Source organism: Peptostreptococcus equinus, from assembly GCF_027125355.1.
In the GTDB taxonomy this organism is placed as follows: domain Bacteria; phylum Bacillota; class Clostridia; order Peptostreptococcales; family Peptostreptococcaceae; genus Peptostreptococcus; species Peptostreptococcus equinus.
The window spans coordinates 1,934,182-1,951,101 of the sequence record NZ_CP114052.1 but is presented as its reverse complement, the minus strand read 5'-3'; the positions used below and the strand labels follow the sequence as shown (position 1 = coordinate 1,951,101).

Annotated in this window: 16 protein-coding genes; 14 read left to right on the top strand and 2 right to left on the bottom strand. The window is 31.7% G+C overall.

Annotated elements, in window-relative coordinates:
- Positions 1-17: 17 nt before the first annotated feature.
- From cysS to O0R46_RS09800, 9 genes are all read left to right on the top strand, one after another.
- The gene (gene cysS / locus O0R46_RS09840) at positions 18-1,421 is read left to right on the top strand and encodes a cysteine--tRNA ligase (RefSeq protein ID WP_269311565.1); all 1,404 of its coding nucleotides are present in this window, start codon (positions 18-20) and stop codon (positions 1,419-1,421) included.
- Positions 1,406-1,831: a Mini-ribonuclease 3 gene (locus O0R46_RS09835; RefSeq protein WP_269311564.1), complete on the top strand. Its 426-nt coding sequence runs from the start codon at positions 1,406-1,408 to the stop codon at positions 1,829-1,831. The genes cysS and O0R46_RS09835 overlap by 16 nt, the downstream gene beginning before the upstream one ends.
- A 13-nt stretch (positions 1,832-1,844) precedes the next feature.
- Positions 1,845-2,573 carry a 23S rRNA (guanosine(2251)-2'-O)-methyltransferase RlmB gene (gene rlmB, locus O0R46_RS09830; RefSeq protein WP_269311563.1) on the top strand — a complete coding sequence of 243 codons (729 nt, stop codon included), beginning with the start codon at positions 1,845-1,847 and terminating at the stop codon, positions 2,571-2,573.
- A complete protein-coding gene (locus O0R46_RS09825) occupies positions 2,545-3,105 on the top strand; it encodes an NYN domain-containing protein (protein ID WP_269311562.1) in 561 nt (186 codons plus the stop codon). The genes rlmB and O0R46_RS09825 overlap by 29 nt, the downstream gene beginning before the upstream one ends.
- Before the next feature lie 25 nt (positions 3,106-3,130).
- Positions 3,131-3,778, top strand: a complete 648-nt coding sequence (sigH, locus tag O0R46_RS09820) for an RNA polymerase sporulation sigma factor SigH (protein WP_269311561.1) — start codon at positions 3,131-3,133, stop codon at positions 3,776-3,778.
- A 48-nt stretch (positions 3,779-3,826) separates the two neighbouring features.
- Complete coding sequence (gene tuf, locus O0R46_RS09815) at positions 3,827-5,020, top strand: elongation factor Tu (RefSeq protein ID WP_269311528.1); 1,194 nt, start codon at positions 3,827-3,829, stop codon at positions 5,018-5,020.
- 298 nt (positions 5,021-5,318) lie between these two features.
- Complete coding sequence (locus tag O0R46_RS09810; RefSeq protein ID WP_269311560.1) at positions 5,319-6,497, top strand: cation:proton antiporter; 1,179 nt, start codon at positions 5,319-5,321, stop codon at positions 6,495-6,497.
- 124 nt (positions 6,498-6,621) lie between these two features.
- Positions 6,622-7,128, top strand: a complete 507-nt coding sequence (locus tag O0R46_RS09805; RefSeq protein WP_269311559.1) for a ferritin family protein — start codon at positions 6,622-6,624, stop codon at positions 7,126-7,128.
- A gap of 189 nt (positions 7,129-7,317) precedes the next feature.
- Complete coding sequence (locus tag O0R46_RS09800) at positions 7,318-7,692, top strand: NifB/NifX family molybdenum-iron cluster-binding protein (RefSeq protein WP_269311558.1); 375 nt, start codon at positions 7,318-7,320, stop codon at positions 7,690-7,692.
- 114 nt (positions 7,693-7,806) lie between these two features.
- Here O0R46_RS09800 and O0R46_RS09795 read toward each other — a convergent pair whose 3' ends face one another.
- Positions 7,807-8,277 (bottom strand): pyridoxamine 5'-phosphate oxidase family protein, encoded by a 471-nt coding sequence (locus tag O0R46_RS09795; protein WP_269311557.1) that lies wholly within the window; start codon positions 8,275-8,277, stop codon positions 7,807-7,809.
- Positions 8,278-8,665: 388 nt separating this feature from the next.
- On the opposite strand from O0R46_RS09795, the gene O0R46_RS09790 reads away from it, so the two are divergent.
- Complete coding sequence (locus O0R46_RS09790; RefSeq protein ID WP_269311556.1) at positions 8,666-10,057, top strand: peptide MFS transporter; 1,392 nt, start codon at positions 8,666-8,668, stop codon at positions 10,055-10,057.
- Positions 10,058-10,147: 90 nt separating this feature from the next.
- Here the strand turns inward: O0R46_RS09790 and O0R46_RS09785 are convergent, their stop codons facing one another.
- Positions 10,148-11,230 (bottom strand): M24 family metallopeptidase, encoded by a 1,083-nt coding sequence (locus tag O0R46_RS09785; RefSeq protein ID WP_269311555.1) that lies wholly within the window; start codon positions 11,228-11,230, stop codon positions 10,148-10,150.
- A gap of 177 nt (positions 11,231-11,407) precedes the next feature.
- Here O0R46_RS09785 and pip point away from each other — a divergent pair, with 177 nt between their 5' ends.
- The 4 genes from pip to O0R46_RS09765 all read left to right on the top strand — a co-directional run bounded on the left by pip (position 11,408) and on the right by O0R46_RS09765 (position 16,911).
- A complete protein-coding gene (gene pip, locus O0R46_RS09780) occupies positions 11,408-12,367 on the top strand; it encodes a prolyl aminopeptidase (RefSeq protein WP_269311554.1) in 960 nt (319 codons plus the stop codon).
- A 101-nt stretch (positions 12,368-12,468) separates the two neighbouring features.
- Positions 12,469-14,262 carry an aminopeptidase P family protein gene (locus O0R46_RS09775; RefSeq protein WP_269311553.1) on the top strand — a complete coding sequence of 598 codons (1,794 nt, stop codon included), beginning with the start codon at positions 12,469-12,471 and terminating at the stop codon, positions 14,260-14,262.
- Positions 14,263-14,517: 255 nt separating this feature from the next.
- Positions 14,518-16,305 (top strand): thiamine pyrophosphate-dependent enzyme, encoded by a 1,788-nt coding sequence (locus O0R46_RS09770; protein ID WP_269311552.1) that lies wholly within the window; start codon positions 14,518-14,520, stop codon positions 16,303-16,305.
- A 21-nt stretch (positions 16,306-16,326) separates the two neighbouring features.
- On the top strand, positions 16,327-16,911 hold the full coding sequence (locus O0R46_RS09765; RefSeq protein WP_269311551.1) for an indolepyruvate oxidoreductase subunit beta: 585 nt from the start codon (positions 16,327-16,329) through the stop codon (positions 16,909-16,911).
- Positions 16,912-16,920 lie beyond the last annotated feature (9 nt).

Genomic DNA, 16,920 nt, shown 5'->3' with positions numbered 1-16,920 from the left:
TAAAGTGGAGGTGTCATATGAAAATATATAATACAATGACAAGAAGAAAAGAAGAATTTGTGCCTACTGAGCCTGGAAAGGTAAAGATGTACGTTTGTGGACCAACAGTATATAACTTTATACATTTAGGCAATGCGAGACCATTTACTGTATTTGATTCACTTAGAAGATATTTTGAATACAGAGGATATGATGTAACCTATGTTCAGAACTTTACAGATGTAGATGATAAAATAATAAAGAGAAGCCATGAAGAAGGAATCTCTCCTGAAGAAGTTGCTGAAAAATATATAAAAGAATATTTTATAGATTGTGATGGTCTAGGTATAAAAAGAGCTGATGTCCATCCGCAGGTAACTGATAATATCAAGCAGATAATAGAGTTTGTACAAGATTTAATAAACAAGGGATATGCATATGAAACAAATGGTGATGTTCTATTTAGAACAAGAAAATTTGAAGAGTATGGAAAATTATCTCATCAAAACATTGAAGAATTAGAGCTTGGCGCAAGAATAGATGTAGATGATAAAAAAGAAGACCCACTAGATTTTGTATTGTGGAAGGCAAAGAAGGAAGGTGAACCAGGATGGAAGAGTCCATGGGGAGAAGGCAGACCAGGATGGCATATCGAGTGCTCAGTAATGTCTAACAGATACCTTGGTGATACCTTAGATATACATGCAGGTGGTCAAGACTTACAATTTCCACATCATGAAAATGAAATAGCTCAAAGTGAATGTAGAAATGGTCATCAATATGTAAAATATTGGATGCACAATGGTTATATAAATGTTGACGGAGAAAAGATGTCTAAATCATTAGGAAATTTTTTCACTGTAAGAGATATATCAAAGAAATATGACTTGGGTCTAGTAAGATTCTTCTTGCTTTCTACTCATTATAGAAATCCAGTTAATTTCAGTGACACCGTTTTAGAACAGTCAAAAGCAGGCCTAGAAAGACTTACAAATTCTAGAGATAATGTAGAATTCATATTATCAAAATTAGAAGAGTCTACAATAAAAGAAGAAGAAAAGGATTTAATAAAGGCTTTAGAATCCTATAGAGATAAGTTTATAGAGTCGATGGATGATGATTTAAATACAGCAGATGCAATTAGTGTAATATTTGAACTAGCCAAATTTATGAATACTAATGTAAATCAAAATTCATCAAAGGAATTTGCTCAGAAAAATCTAGATATGTTTAATGAACTTACTGGAGTTCTTAATATAGCAGGTAAATCTGAAGACAATGATGAAGAGCTGAAGACAAAGGTAGAAGAATTGATTGAAGAAAGAACACAAGCTAAAAAAAATAAGGACTTTGAACTTGCTGATCAAATACGAGATAAACTAATTAATATGGGAATCTCTATAGAAGATACAAGACAGGGTGTAAAATGGAAGAGAATATAAAAAAATACTCACAAATAAGTGAACAAGAGTTGGCTAGGATTTCCCCGCTAACTCTTGCTTACTTAGGAGATACAGTTTATGAATCATATATAAGAGAGTACTTGATTAGAAAAAATATATTTATGAAGATAAATGATCTTCATAAATATGCTATAAAATATGTGAATGCAAATGCCCAATCAAAGGCAATAAAATTCTTAGAGATAGATATACTAGAAGAGGATGAGTTGAGTATATTTAAAAGAGGAAGAAATCATAAGAAAAACACAGCGGCTAAAAATGCTAGTATAGTTGATTATAGGCACGCTACGGGTTTTGAGGCAGTAATTGGATATATTTATCTAAAAGGGAATACTCATAGATTAAACTATATTATTCAAAAAAGTATAGAGATAATAGAAGAAAAATAAGGTGGTGAATAAAGTGGCTCTAATAGAAGGCAGAAATCCAGTAATAGAGGCTCTAAAAAATAATAGAGAGATAGACAAAATTTTAGTAAATAAAACTTCAAAAGAAGGATCTATCAAAAAGATTATTGGAATGGCAAAAGATAATAATATTGTAATTCAACAAGTTGATAGACATAAGCTAGATGAACTATCTGAAAGTCATGCCCACCAAGGAGTAATAGCTATCTGTAGTGAATATAAATACTACGAAATAGAAGATATAATAGAGCAAGGAAAAACTAAAGATACAGATTCTCTATACATAATATTAGATGGAATTACAGATCCTCATAATTTAGGTTCTATAATAAGAACTGCAGATGCGGTAGGAGCAAGTGCGGTAATAATTCCAAAGAGAAGAAGTGTACATATAACTCCAATAGTAGCAAAAGCATCAGCAGGTGCAGTAGAGTATATGCCTGTTTGTAAAGTCACAAATATAGTAAGTACAATAAACATGTTAAAAGAAAATGGAATATGGGTAGCTGCTGTAGATATGGGTGGACAAGCATTTTATCAGCAGAACTTAAGAGGACCACTAGCACTTGTAATTGGAGCAGAAGGATCGGGTATATCTAGATTAGTAAAGGAAAACTGTGATTTTACAGTATCAATGCCAATGTCTGGAAACGTCAGCTCTTTAAATGCTTCTGTAGCAGCTAGTATTATTTTATATGAAATCTATAGACAAAGAAATGACTAGGGTTTTATATAAATCTCGAAAAATTTTGATAGTAGATGGATATAATATAATAAATGCCTGGTCCAAGCTAAAGACTATATCCGAAGAAGATCTACAAACTTCAAGAGAAATGTTGGTTAATCATGTACTAGAATATTCAAAAATTAAAGGTTTAGAAGCATATATAATCTTTGATGCTTATAGGGTAAAAAACTCTGAAGAAAATATTCAAAAGTATCATGAGATTACTATTGTATTCACAAAAGAGAATCAAACTGCAGATTCATATATAGAAAAGTTTATATCATCTTTATCAAAGTATGATGAAATATATGTAGCAACTAGTGATTATGCAGAACAGCAGATAGCTTTAGGTAAGGGATGTTATAGAATACCTGCTAGAGAATTAATAAGTGATGTATCAAATGCAAAGGAAGCTTTACGTAAGAAAAGTTCTTTTAAGTCAAAAGAATATAATAGTATGAACCGTTTAGAAAATAAGATAGATAGTTCAGTTTTAGAAAAACTAGAAAAAATAAGAAGAAACAAGTAGTAGCATCATAAGGTTTGGAGGTTTTATGTCTAGATTAGACAACGATATGCTCTCAATCGATAATGGGCAAAATGATTTGGATATCAGTTACTTAAAGAAAGCTAAAGAAGGAGATAAAGATTCGATAGATTTTTTGATAGATAAATATTCTCCTATGGTAAAATCTAAGGCCAGACTATATTTTTTGGCTGGAGCAGATAGAGATGACATAATACAAGAGGGGATGATTGGATTGTACAAAGCCATTAGAGACTATGATGCTGTAAAAACATCTGCATTTAAGAGTTTTGCAGATATGTGTATAACAAGGCAGATGATCACAGCAGTAAAGACATCTAATAGGCAAAAGCACATGCCTCTCAATACTTATATTTCTCTTAGTAAACCAGTATTTGAAGATGACTCAGAAAAGACACTTCATGAGATAATAAGAGATGAGTTGGACCAAGATCCTGAAAAACTGTTATTGGGAAAAGAGAGCTATATAAATACAGAGAAAAATATAATGAAACTTTTGAGTCCATTTGAAGAAGAAGTACTGAATTTATATTTACAGGATAAAAGTTATCAAAATATAGCAGAAAAACTTGAAAAAACAGTTAAGGCAGTCGATAATGCAATACAGAGAATAAAAAGAAAATTGGATAAATATCTTGAAAATAGCTTGGATTAATAGTAAAATACAACCAAGTTTAAAATTATTTTATTAGGAGGAATTAAAATGGCAAAAGCTAAATTTGAAAGAAACAAGCCACATGTTAACATTGGAACAATAGGTCACGTAGACCATGGTAAAACAACATTAACAGCAGCAATAACAAAGACTTTATTTGATAAGTATCAGTTAGGTGAAGCAGTAGACTTCGCTAACATAGATAAGGCACCAGAAGAAAGAGAAAGAGGAATCACAATATCAACAGCGCATGTTGAATATGAAACACCAAACAGACACTACGCACACGTAGACTGCCCAGGCCATGCGGATTATGTAAAGAACATGATAACAGGAGCAGCACAGATGGACGGTGCAATCCTAGTAGTTGCAGCAACAGATGGACCAATGCCTCAGACAAGAGAACATATCCTACTATCAAGACAGGTAGGTGTACCATATATAGTAGTATTCCTAAACAAGTGCGATATGGTAGATGATGAAGAACTATTAGAATTAGTAGAAATGGAAGTAAGAGAATTACTAAACGAATATGAATTCCCAGGAGATGATACTCCAATAGTAAGAGGATCAGCATTAATGGCATTAGAAGAGCCAGGATCAAAGTGGTCAGATATAATAGTAGATTTCTTCGAAGAAATAGATGAATATATTCCAGCACCAGAAAGAGCAGTAGACAAGGACTTCTTAATGCCAGTAGAAGACATCTTCTCAATCACAGGAAGAGGAACAGTAGCTACAGGTAGAGTAGAAAGAGGAGTATTAAAGGTATCTGATGAAGTAGAATTAGTAGGATTATCAGAACAGCCAAGAAAGGTAGTAGTAACAGGAGTAGAAATGTTTAGAAAGTTACTAGATCAGGCAGAAGCTGGAGATAATATAGGAGCACTACTAAGAGGAATCCAAAGAGATGAAATAGAAAGAGGCCAGGTATTAGCAAAGCCAGGTTCAGTACATGCACATACAAAGTTTACAGCAGAAATATATGTGTTAAAGAAAGAAGAAGGTGGTAGACATACTCCATTCTTTGATGGATATAGACCACAGTTCTATTTCAGAACAACAGACGTAACAGGTGAGTGTAAATTACCAGAAGGAATAGAAATGGTAATGCCAGGAGATAACGTAACAATAGAAGTAGACCTAATCAACTCAATATGTGTTGAAGAAGGTTTAAGATTTGCCATAAGAGAAGGTGGTAGAACGGTAGCTTCAGGAGTTGTGGCATCAATAATTGAATAATTAATTTAATTATATAAAGTCAGTAGTTTTTACTACTGACTTTTTTAATATAAAAATAAAAGTAATTAGATATCAATATCTGTATATTGGATTATATTGATAAAAAAAAGTCAACAATATGTAGAATTAATGTGAAGTTTATATGAACAAAAAATCAATTGCAAATTAAAATGAAGGGTGCTAGACTTTAATATGAAAACGGTATTCTTATTGAAGCCAATTCAACGACAATTCGCTGATGACTTTCAGATAGGAGTGATCAGTTTTTTTATGAAAATTTATATTAGGGGAGGACCTTATGTTAACTAGTCTTGCAGTTATATTATTACTAGGTATGTTTTTGGGAGGAATTTTTGACAAACTTCGTCTACCTAGTTTAGTTGGAATGATAATAGCAGGTATTATCGTAGGACCACATGGTTTAAATTTATTGAGTAAGCCGTTAATTGATGTATCGGGTGACCTTAGGCAGTTTGCACTTATAATAATACTTACAAGAGCAGGTTTGTCTTTGGATGTAGAAGATTTATTAAAAGCTGGTAGACCAGCTGTTTTACTATGCTTTTTGCCAGCGTGTGCTGAGATATTGGGAGTAGTTGTTCTTGCGCCACCAATATTCGGAATATCAGTAGTTGAAGCTGCCATAATGGGAGCTGTAATAGCTGCAGTTTCTCCAGCAGTAGTAGTACCAAGAATGTTAAAATTACTAGAAGAGGGATATGGAAAAGAGCACAGAATTCCCCAGATGATTTTAGCTGGATCTTCAATGGATGATATATTTGTAATAGTAATGTTCACAGCATTTATATCATTAGAAGTAAGTGGATCTGTATCAGCATCAAGTTTTGCACAGATACCAATTTCTATAGGAACTGGTATAGCCATAGGTATTTTAGTGGGTATTATAATCAATAGATTTTACAGCGAATTAAAATTAAGAAATACAGTTGAATTGATTGTAATGTTATGTGTATCATTTTTACTATTAGAATTAGAACATGTAGCATCAAAGGTTGTTCCAATCTCAGCTTTACTTGCAATTATGAGTATGGGTATGGTAATAAATAGAAAAAATCCAAATCTAGCTAGCAAATTAGCCAACAAATATAATAAAATATGGGTCGGCGCAGATGTAATGTTATTTGTACTAGTAGGAGCAACAGTCGATATGAAATATGTAATGGCATCAGGTGGACTAGCTTGTATATTAGTAGTAGGAGCATTATTATTTAGAATGGTAGGAGTTCTACTTTGTCTAGTAAAAACAAAGGTAAGGAAAAATGAAAGAGCATTTTGTATGCTTGCGTATACACCAAAGGCAACTGTCCAGGCTGCTATAGGTGCAATACCGCTATCTATGGGATTGCCTTGCGGTCAAGTAGTATTGACTGTGGCTGTAGTATCTATATTACTTACTGCACCATTTGGAGCATTTATTATAGATAAGACATACAAAAAATTATTGACTAGGACTTAATGTTTTAAAATCAAATATTTTAAAAAAATCAGATAATTTGTTTAGATTATCTGATTTTTTGGTATATATTTATCATAACCGGAAAACGGTACAAATAGAATTAATATTTTAGGAGGTAGAGATTATGTCAAACAATAATTATGTAGAAATTTTGAAGTATGCAATGAATATGGAAAAGAAAGCTGAAGAATTTTATGGTATGTATTTAAACAAGGTACAAGCGGAGTCAAACAAAGAAATATTTAAAGAATTAGCAGAAATGGAAGATGACCATTATGAAATCCTTAAAAAAGAATTAGATAAGATTAAGGCAGATGGTAAATTCAATGATATAGACACTAGCGCACTTAAAGGTGGAGAAGATATTTTTAAAACTAATGAAAGAGATATAAAAAATATAGATTTTTCAAAGGTTGTAGAAGATTTACCTATATTGAGGATGGCTTATGCTATGGAAAGTGACTTTGCTAAATTCTATACAGAAGCTGCAAAATCAGCAGATGATCCAAATGCTAAGAAGTTGTTAGAGGTATTAGCTGATTGGGAAATAAAGCACAGAGATTCATTTGATGAAGAAATCAAACTAGCAACTCAAAATTCTTGGTTTAATAATAGTTTTGCACCATTTTAAATATTAATAAAATATAAGATAATAATACAGGTTTCGTGTATGGGTCGGAAAATTAATTTTCTGGCCTTTTTTATTACAATAGAAATTTAATAGACTATTTGATTTGTATAACAAATGGGGTAGAATAGTATTAAGGATATTAATCAATAAAATATCTAATATATTAGTAATTTAGGAGGTTTATATATTATGAAAATAGCAGTAACGACAGAAAAAGATGTGATTTGTGGACATTTTGGGCACGCTAAGAACTTTACAGTATTTACAGTAGCAGGTGGTGAAATCATCTCTAAATATGAATTAAATCCTGAAGGTAACCATTGTTCTTCAATGCCGGAATTTATAAAGGAGAATGATATAGACGTTGTAATTACTGCAGGTATGGGACAAGGTGCTGTCGATAGCTTAAAAGAAAAGGGAATAAAATCTTTTTCCGGTGCAGAAGGTAATCCAGAGGAAGCTGTACAAAAATATATTGATGGCAGGCTAGGAGATGCGGGTGCAAACTGTATTGGTCACGCATTTGAACATGAAAATGAAGATGGTAAGGTATGTAAACACTAAATTTAAATAAAATACTGAGTTGTATTTTATTTACAATCAATATAAAATATTTAAACCTCCAAAAGTTAAAACTAATAATTTAACGATTGGAGGTCTATTTTTTATACATATATCTTATAAATGCTCCTTTGCACTTAATTCAGTTACTTCTAATTTGAACACGCCAGTGCGTGATAATATACTGTTTGGAAAATCCCAATTGTCTTTTCCTGTAGCATGTTTCATAATAAGCTTTAAGGCATGTTTTTTATCATTAATATCTTCGATAGGAGATACTTTGCCCGTTCCTATGATTGATTGGTAGAAATATGAGTGACCACATGCCGTATCATTCTCCTCAAGCTTTCCATTAGTATCCATCTCGAAACCAACGCATGGATTTTGAGATATTAATATAGCCTTTCTACCTTCTTTAGCACCGTGAAAATAAAGAGTAAATTTTGAATTATGCTCATAAAAGCCGAAATTAAGTGGAAGTATGTAGGGACCATTTTCGTGGTTAAAAGCGATTCTCGTTACTTGGCATTTTTCCATAATTTGTGATATTTTGTATATATCGGTGATTTGTCTATCTCGTCTTCTCATATTTTACCTCCATTAAATTAAAAAAATTAAAAAAGTTTTCAACAAATTATAATGAATTATATAGTATACTATCTTTTCTTAATTTTATTATATATACATCAAAAGATGCAAGTAAAAATATAAAGCAAGAAATATATTACTATCTTCCAAATAGTGTATAAAAATAAAAAACTTTATTTATTTTAGCATAATATTTATAAATTTAAATATTATATATAAAAATTAAGAAAATTTAATTATTTGTATGAAATACCTTGACTAAAACTTGATAAAAATATAAACTGGACTTGTAATTAAAATATTTAATTAATCACATCATGTCTCTGATAGTTAGTTGCTTTTATCACTTATTTATTATCAGTGACAAATAATTTTAAGGGGGTTAGTCATGGAGACTAGTGTAAAAAAAACGAAGTACCCTTTAGGGTTCTATATTTCATGTTTGACTTATACGTTTGAAAGATTCGCTTTCTACGGAAGCAAGCCATTATTAATTTTATTTCTAATAACAGCCGTAGCGAAGGGTGGTTTAGGTATTAATGAAGCTGAGGCAGCAATAATTACAGTTAACTTTACTGCATGGACTTATATAGCACCAGTTGTTGGTGGTTTTATTTGTGATAAGTGGTTAGGTGCTAGATATGCAGTTTCAATAGGCTGTTTGTTAATGGGGCTAGGATACTTAATAGGTTGGAAAGCTGATTCTGTAACTATGGTAAATATGATGATAGCGGTTGTATCTGTAGGTACAGGTTTATTTAAGGGAAATCTTGCAGGTATTATTGGTAGATTGTTTGATGATCCTGAAATTTTGGATACCGCTTTCTCAGTACAGTATTCATTTGTTAATATTGGTGCTATGTTAGGTTCGGCATTAATGGGATACCTTTATATGACAGCATTTATGGATGGTAAAATGCTTGGGTTTAGAACAGTATTTCTAGTGTGTGCTATACTTGTATTTTTAGGAGGTATATTCTTTACACTAAGTTACAAGACTTTAAGAGGTCAAGGTATTAAGCCATTTAAATATTTTACAGATGTAAATGGAAAAATAATAGGAGAAGAACCAAATGAAACAAAAGAAGAAATAAAGGAAGAGGCCGCAGCACCTCTTACTAAATTAGAAAAGAATAGAGTCGCTCTTATAGTATTTATATCTTTTGTATCAATAATATTCTGGTTGTTCTATGAACAGCAATCAGTATCTTTGACTATATATATGTCTAAATATGTAGATATGACTGTAGGTGGTTTTAGATTCTCAGAAGCACATGTTTCAACTACTTGGAATGGTCTATTATGTGTATTCCTAAGTTTAGCAGCAGCTAAATTATGGGCAAGACTTGCTAAGAGACCTCAGGGAGATATGTCTATGTTCCATAAGGTAACTTGGTCATTTGTATTCCTTGGACTTTCTTATTTAATACTTGTATTTATGGAAATGTCAAGAGGTGTAGGGGCTCCAGAGACAGTTAAGACAAGTGTACTTTGGTTATTTGCTTTTGGATTTGTTTTAACACTTGGAGAAATCTGTTTCTCTCCACTTGGAAACTCATTTGTAAGTAAGTATGCACCAAAGAAATATTTATCACTATTATTAGGTGTATGGCTATTTGCTACATTTGCAGCTAATAAGTTAAGTGGTTATGTTGAAGGATTTATTGTAAAATTAGGTATAATGAATATATTTATTACGTTCACTATAGTATCATTTATAACTGCAGCAATAATGTTTGTATTAAGCAACAGATTGACAAAATTATTAGATCAAGAATAAAAATTTTAAATTTTAATTTCAAAAAAGGTATTCGATTAATCGAATACCTTTTTGTTTTTTAATTTTTTAATATCTATTAAATATATATGGTTAGTCATTACCTATTATAGTTAGTTCTTTATTAAAATTATTTAATACTTCGCAACCATCTTCAGTAATTAAAACCAAATCTTCTATTCTTACACCAAATTCTCCGGGTAAATAAATACCTGGCTCTATAGAAAATATCATACCAGGTTGGGCAATATCTGTATTTATAGAAGAAACATCGCCGTAATCATGATCTTCTAAACCGATGTGATGTCCAGTTCTATGAGTAAAGAATTCTCCATATCCTTTTTCAGTGATATAATCTCTACAAGCTGCATCTATATCGCAGAATCTAGCACCAGGTTTAGAAGCCTCTATACCTCTTTTATTGGCTTCTAAAACGATTTCAAATACTTCCTTTGCCTTTGGGCTTACTTCCTTCCAAAATACTGTTCTAGTCATGTCTGAGCAATACATGTCTTTTTTACAACCAATATCTATTATAATAGCATCTCCTGGTTTTGCATATCTATCCCCTGGTTCTCCGTGTGGATTAGCTCCATTGGCTGCCATACCTATAATAGGGTCAAAAGATAAGCCTTCAGCACCCATTTCTTCGTACATTTTAATCAGTTCACTAGCTATCTGTTTTTCTGTCTTATCGTCTGTTATCTTTCCTATGATTTTTTCGCAAGCTTCATCATTCATCTTAGAAACTTTTTTCATAAGATTTTTTTCTTCTTCATCTTTATACATTCTAAGTGTATCCACAATGTATGATGCGTTTATAAATTTACTTTTACCACATTTTTCCATCAGGGACAATAAAAATCTAGCAGGCCAGTTTTTATCTACCCCCATAGGAGCATTTTTATCAACGTATTTTGAAACTATTTCAATAGAGTCATCAGTGTCGGTAAATATTATCTTTTCAACCCCTAAATCCTCTTCAATTGGAAAAAGTGCATTTACAAATAATTTGTGGTCACCTTTTTCACTTAAATACAAGGCGAAAAGTCTTTCACCAGGATTTAAAAAATAACCTGTAAGATAGAATATTGAAAGTGGATCGCTTACCAGAAATTGTGGTATATTATCCTCTTTCATTTTTTTCAATACACGACTTACTCTGTTTTCCTTCATAATAAGATTCCCCTTTAATTCTTATATTTTGAATAGAGTGAGAATAGCTATTCAATTAATATATATTATATCACTCAACTGAATAAAATTAAACGAATCATCAAAATATTATGATATAATAAAATTAAGTATTTTTGAAAATTCTAAAATTTTTATGAATGAAAAGGAGACTTTAAAATGGAAAAATTGAGGGAACTTTATCCAGCTATCGAAGCAAATTTTACGGATTTTATAAAGGTAGATGATATTCATACAATTTACTATGAAGAATCAGGAAATCCTGAGGGAAAACCAGTTGTTTTTTTACATGGTGGACCTGGATGTGGAACCGCACCATCGTGCAGACAATTTTTTGATCCAAAATTTTATAGAATAATACTTTTCGATCAGAGGGGAAGTGGAAAATCAACTCCTCATGCTAATTTACAGAATAATGATACTGATAGTATTATTTGTGATATGGAAAAGATTAGAGAAAAGCTAAAAATAGATAAATGGTTGGTATTTGGAGGAAGTTGGGGCTCCACTCTAGCACTTTCTTATGCACTAAAACATCCTGATAAAACAATAGGACTTATATTGAGAGGCATATTCCTAGGGCGTCAAGAAGATATAGATTGGATATACCAAAAGGGTGGAGTATCAAATATATTTCCAGATAAATGGGAAAATTTTGAGAAAATTATACCTGAAGAAGAGAGAAATGATATGGTCAGTGCTTATTACAAAAGACTAACAAGTGAAGATAGATCTACTAGAGTGGAGGCTGCAAGAGCATGGTCTATGTGGGAAGGTAGTCTAGTAACTTTAGAGCCTAATGATGAACTAGTAGAGGATTTTGGTGATGAAGATTATGCTATTTCTATGGCCACTATAGAGTGTCACTTCTGGATGAATAATATGTTTAGAAAAAATATGAATTATATATTGGATGAAGCAGATATAATAAAAGATATACCTACTCATATAGTGCATGGAAGATATGATATGGATTGTAGATTCATAGGAGCATACCTATTGAGTAAGAAATTAAACAATGTAAAGCTAGATATAACTGTATCTGGTCATTCATCAGGAGAGCCTAAGATAGTTGATAGTTTGGTTAGGGCTACAGATGAGTTTAAAAAACTATTTTAACTAATATCTGTTATAAAATAATACAAACAACAAAGTAGACATATTTAATTTATATAATTTATTTTAATTTATAATCAAAAACGTAAAAAGGAAGGTAATTTATGAAGGTAAGTCAGAGAATTGAAGAACTTAGAAATTTGATGAATCAAAATAATATAGACATGTATATAGTACCTACGGCTGACTATCACGATAGTGAGTATGTAGGCGAACATTTTAAAGAAAGAGCGTTTATTACAGGATTTACAGGATCTGCTGGAACAGCTCTTATATTGAAGGATAGTGGTGCAAAGCTTTGGACAGATGGTAGATACTTCTTACAAGCTACTCAGCAGCTTGAGGGTAGTGATGTAGATCTTATGAAGATGGGAGAAGCAGGAGTGCCTACATTGGAAGAGTTTATAGAAAGTAACTTAGAGCCGGGACAAACTGTAGCCTTTGATGGTAGATCTATTTCATTTGGTCAAGGAATGTTTCTAGAAGAAATTGTAAAATCAAAAAATGGTAGTATAATTTATAATATTGATTTAATAGATAAAATATGGACTGATAGACCAGAGCTTTCTAAGGAAAAGATATTTTATTTAGAAGAAAGCTTCTCGGGGGAATCAACTCATAGTAAAATCTCTAGACTTAGAGAAAAAATGAAAAAACTAAAAGTAGATTCACATATAATCACTACTTTAGATGATACTGGATGGTTATTTAATATTAGAGGTAAGGATGTTGAATATTTTCCACTAGTGCTATCATATACAGTAGTGTATAAAGATAAAGTAGTTTTATATATAGATGATGAAAAAATTCCAGAAGATATAAAAACCATTATAAAAAATAATAATGTAGAAGTTAAACCGTATAATGATATATATGAAGATGTGAAATCACTAAGTATGAGTGTATTAGTTGATCCAGATAGATTGAATTATGCTATGTATAAAAATATTCCAGATTCAGTGAAAATTGTGGAAGCTATGAATCCAACTATACTTATGAAAGCCATGAAGAATGAAACAGAAATATCAAATATAAGAAAAGCGCACATTAAGGATGGTATTGCACATACAAAATTCATATATTGGATGAAAAAACTGGTAAAAGAAGGAAAAATTAATCAGGAAACAGAAATTTCAGCCTCAGATAAATTGGAGGAGTTGAGAAAAGAGCAAGGTGATTTTATCTGCCCTAGTTTTGAGCCTATAGCAGGTTTTGCAGAACATGGAGCTATAGTTCACTATGCAGCTACAGAAGAAACTAATAAAAGGTTAGCAATGAATAATTTATTCCTTACTGACACAGGAGCTAACTACTTACAAGGATCTACTGATATAACTAGAACTACAGCATTAGGTGAAATTAGCCAAGAGATGAAAGATGATTATACTACAGTTCTTCAAGCTAATCTAAGATTAGCAAAAGCAATATTTATGTATGGATGTACTGGTATGAATCTAGATATATTAGCCAGACAGCCATTCTGGGAAAATGCAAGAAACTTTAATCATGGTACAGGGCACGGTGTAGGATATTTAGGAAACATTCATGAGCCACCATCAAGTATTAGATGGCAGTTTAGAAAGCATGAAGTACATCCTTTCGAAGAAGGAATGGTTATAACTAATGAACCAGGGATATATATTTCAGGCTCCCATGGGGTTAGACTAGAAAATGAAATGTTAGTGCATAAGACAGTAAATAATGAATATGGACAGTTCATGAGATTTGAAGTACTGACATATTGCCCCTTTGATTTAGAGGCCATAAATATGTCTATGCTAACAGAAGAGGATAGAAAAGAGCTTAACAATTACCATGCGCGTGTATATGAAACAATTAGCCCATACTTAAGTGAAGATGAAAGATCTTGGTTAAGAGAAGCTACAAGATCTATATAGCTTGGTCTAAATATTATATAGAAATAAATAGAATAACATAAATTATCTTAAAAGAGATTGTTAATATAAATTAATAATTTATATTAACAATCTCTTTTTTTATTTTTATAACTAAATCAAAAAATTTTAAATCTAATATAAAATAAATATTAATAAAAATATAAATGGGTATATTATAGGTATATCGATTTCCTAAAAAGGATAATATAAGATTTAAATTTATTTAAGCAAAGTATTAATAAAGGAGAACAAAAAATGAGCAAAAAAGAAATTTTAAGCGGTAATCAGAGTATTGCTAGAGGTTTTTACGAAGCTGGTGGTGGGGTTGCAACAGCATATCCTGGATCACCAACTGTAGAAGTTATTGAAACAATGAAAGAATATCATGAGGATATATATTCAGAGTTTTCTATGAATGAAAAAGTTGCATTAGAAGTTGGTATAGGTGCATGTTACGGTGGTTTGAGGACTATGGTAACTATGAAGCATGTAGGTGTAAATATATGTATGGATCCATTGATGAGTTTTACGCAATCTCCTGTAGATGCTGGTTTCATGCTTGTTACAGGTGATGACCCTGGAATGGCGAGTTCTCAAAATGAACAGGATAACAGAATATTAGGTAAGTTTGCAAACATGCCTATATTTGATCCATCTGATTCCCAAGATGCAAAGGATTTTGTTATAAAAGGGTTAGAGTTAAGTGAAGAATATAAGACACCTGTAATGTTAAGAATCACAAGCAGAATTTGTCATGCTAGATCAACAGTAGAACTAGGTGAAAGAGAAGAACATATGGGTCCAAAGTTTGAGCCAGATCCATCAAAATATTGTATGCTTCCGCCTCATACTTTTAAGCACCAGTATACAATGAAAGAAAGAATTGAAAAGTTACAGGAACGTGCAAATGATTTAGAAATAAATAAATTGGAAGAAAAAGGAAGCGATGTACTAGTAATAACTTCAGGTATATGTTATTACAATTTTAAAGAAGTATGTCCAGATGTAGATGTATTTAAATTAGGTATGGTTTACCCACTTCCTATAGATAAGATAAAAAAATTATCTGAAAAATATTCTAAAATAATAGTTATAGAAGAAATGATGCCATTTATTGAAAATGAATTAAAATTACATGGTATTGATTGTGTAGGTAAAGAATTCTTTAGTTTCACAGGTGAATTACATTCAGAAGTAATTGAAGAAGGATTAGTAAAATTAGGTGTTATAAAAGAAAGACAGCTAAAAGATACTTCAAAAGATGATACTACAGCAAGAGGACCATTATTCTGTGCAGGATGTCCTCATAGACCAGTATTTGATATATTAAAGAAAGCAAAAGTAAATGTAATTGGTGATATAGGATGTTATACTATGGGACTATTATATCCATGGGAAGTATTAAATGCTAATATTAGTATGGGCTCATCACTTGGTATAATAAAGGGAATGAGATTAGCTATGGATAAACAAGGAGATGATCAGAAGCCAATAGTAGGAGTTATAGGTGATGGTACATTCTTCCATAGTGGTTTGCCAGGTTTTGCAAATTTAAAATACCAATTAACAGGTGAAGAGAACATCACTATGATAGTTTTAGACAATGCTACAACTGCGATGACTGGAGGTCAACCAACAGGAGAATCTTACCATATGGATAACATGGGTCAAGATATGTCAGTAGAAGATATCATAAGAACTATGGGGTATGATGATATACAAAGAGTAGATCAGTTTAATTACAAAGAAGCTAAAAAAGCTATAGTGGATGCAACTAAGAGAAAAGGTGTGTCGGTTATTATTACAACTAGACCTTGTGCATTAAGATATAAGATAAAGGAAACTCCATTTGAAGTAGATCCAAGCATTTGTATAGGTTGTAAGACTTGTATAAAGACAAATTGTCCTCCTCTAAGAATGAAGAAGTACGAAGGATTTGATAAAGAAAAATCATCTATCGATCCAAACCAGTGTGTTGGATGTGGAATTTGTGCTCAGGTTTGTCCAGTAGGCGCAATAAAGAGAAAAAAAGAATCTAAGTAGGCATAGGGAGGTTGATTGAAAATGGTAAATACTAATATAATTTTAGCAGGTGTAGGTGGTCAAGGTCTTGTAATGACTACAAAGATAATAGCTGAGGCAGCATACTTATCAGGACTTGATGTAAAGACTAACGATGTTGTAGGTTTATCACAAAGAGGTGGTAAGGTATGGGGTAGTGTTAGATTGGGTGAAAAAGTATTCTCACCTAATGTAAGACCAGGAGAAGTTGATATATTGTTGGGATTTGAAGCTCTAGAAGGTAGAAGATTTAGGAAAGAGTTAAAGAAAGATTCTTCAGTGGCTATAGTAAATAAATATCAGATGGTTCCAACTCTTGTTCAGCAAGGAAAAGAAGAATATGCAACTGATATAGAAGAAGAATTGAATAAATATGCAGGAAAACTTATCTATGAAGATTTTACTCAAAAAGCTGTGGAACTAGGTAATAAAGCAGCAGCTAATATAGTTCTATTAGGTGCATGTTCTGTATATGTAAAAGATATTCCAGAAGAAAAATGGGTTGAAAGTATAGTGAAAAGTGTTCCTCCAAAATTTGTAGAGCTTAATAAAGAAGCTTTTGCATTAGGGAGAAAATTAGCAAAATAGGTTCTCTGA

Excerpts from the sequence above, each read along its gene's own strand:
- O0R46_RS09765 (WP_269311551.1), top strand. The coding sequence starts at position 16,327 with ATGGTAAATACTAATATAATTTTAGCAGGTGTAGGTGGTCAAGGTCTT.
- cysS (WP_269311565.1), top strand. The coding sequence starts at position 18 with ATGAAAATATATAATACAATGACAAGAAGAAAAGAAGAATTTGTGCCT.
- O0R46_RS09785 (WP_269311555.1), bottom strand. The coding sequence starts at position 11,230 with ATGAAGGAAAACAGAGTAAGTCGTGTATTGAAAAAAATGAAAGAGGAT.
- O0R46_RS09825 (WP_269311562.1), top strand. The coding sequence starts at position 2,545 with ATGAAATCTATAGACAAAGAAATGACTAGGGTTTTATATAAATCTCGA.
- O0R46_RS09800 (WP_269311558.1), top strand. The coding sequence starts at position 7,318 with ATGAAAATAGCAGTAACGACAGAAAAAGATGTGATTTGTGGACATTTT.
- tuf (WP_269311528.1), top strand. The coding sequence starts at position 3,827 with ATGGCAAAAGCTAAATTTGAAAGAAACAAGCCACATGTTAACATTGGA.
- O0R46_RS09775 (WP_269311553.1), top strand. The coding sequence starts at position 12,469 with ATGAAGGTAAGTCAGAGAATTGAAGAACTTAGAAATTTGATGAATCAA.
- O0R46_RS09835 (WP_269311564.1), top strand. The coding sequence starts at position 1,406 with ATGGAAGAGAATATAAAAAAATACTCACAAATAAGTGAACAAGAGTTG.
- O0R46_RS09810 (WP_269311560.1), top strand. The coding sequence starts at position 5,319 with ATGTTAACTAGTCTTGCAGTTATATTATTACTAGGTATGTTTTTGGGA.
- O0R46_RS09805 (WP_269311559.1), top strand. The coding sequence starts at position 6,622 with ATGTCAAACAATAATTATGTAGAAATTTTGAAGTATGCAATGAATATG.
- pip (WP_269311554.1), top strand. The coding sequence starts at position 11,408 with ATGGAAAAATTGAGGGAACTTTATCCAGCTATCGAAGCAAATTTTACG.
- O0R46_RS09770 (WP_269311552.1), top strand. The coding sequence starts at position 14,518 with ATGAGCAAAAAAGAAATTTTAAGCGGTAATCAGAGTATTGCTAGAGGT.
- O0R46_RS09795 (WP_269311557.1), bottom strand. The coding sequence starts at position 8,277 with ATGAGAAGACGAGATAGACAAATCACCGATATATACAAAATATCACAA.
- sigH (WP_269311561.1), top strand. The coding sequence starts at position 3,131 with ATGTCTAGATTAGACAACGATATGCTCTCAATCGATAATGGGCAAAAT.
- O0R46_RS09790 (WP_269311556.1), top strand. The coding sequence starts at position 8,666 with ATGGAGACTAGTGTAAAAAAAACGAAGTACCCTTTAGGGTTCTATATT.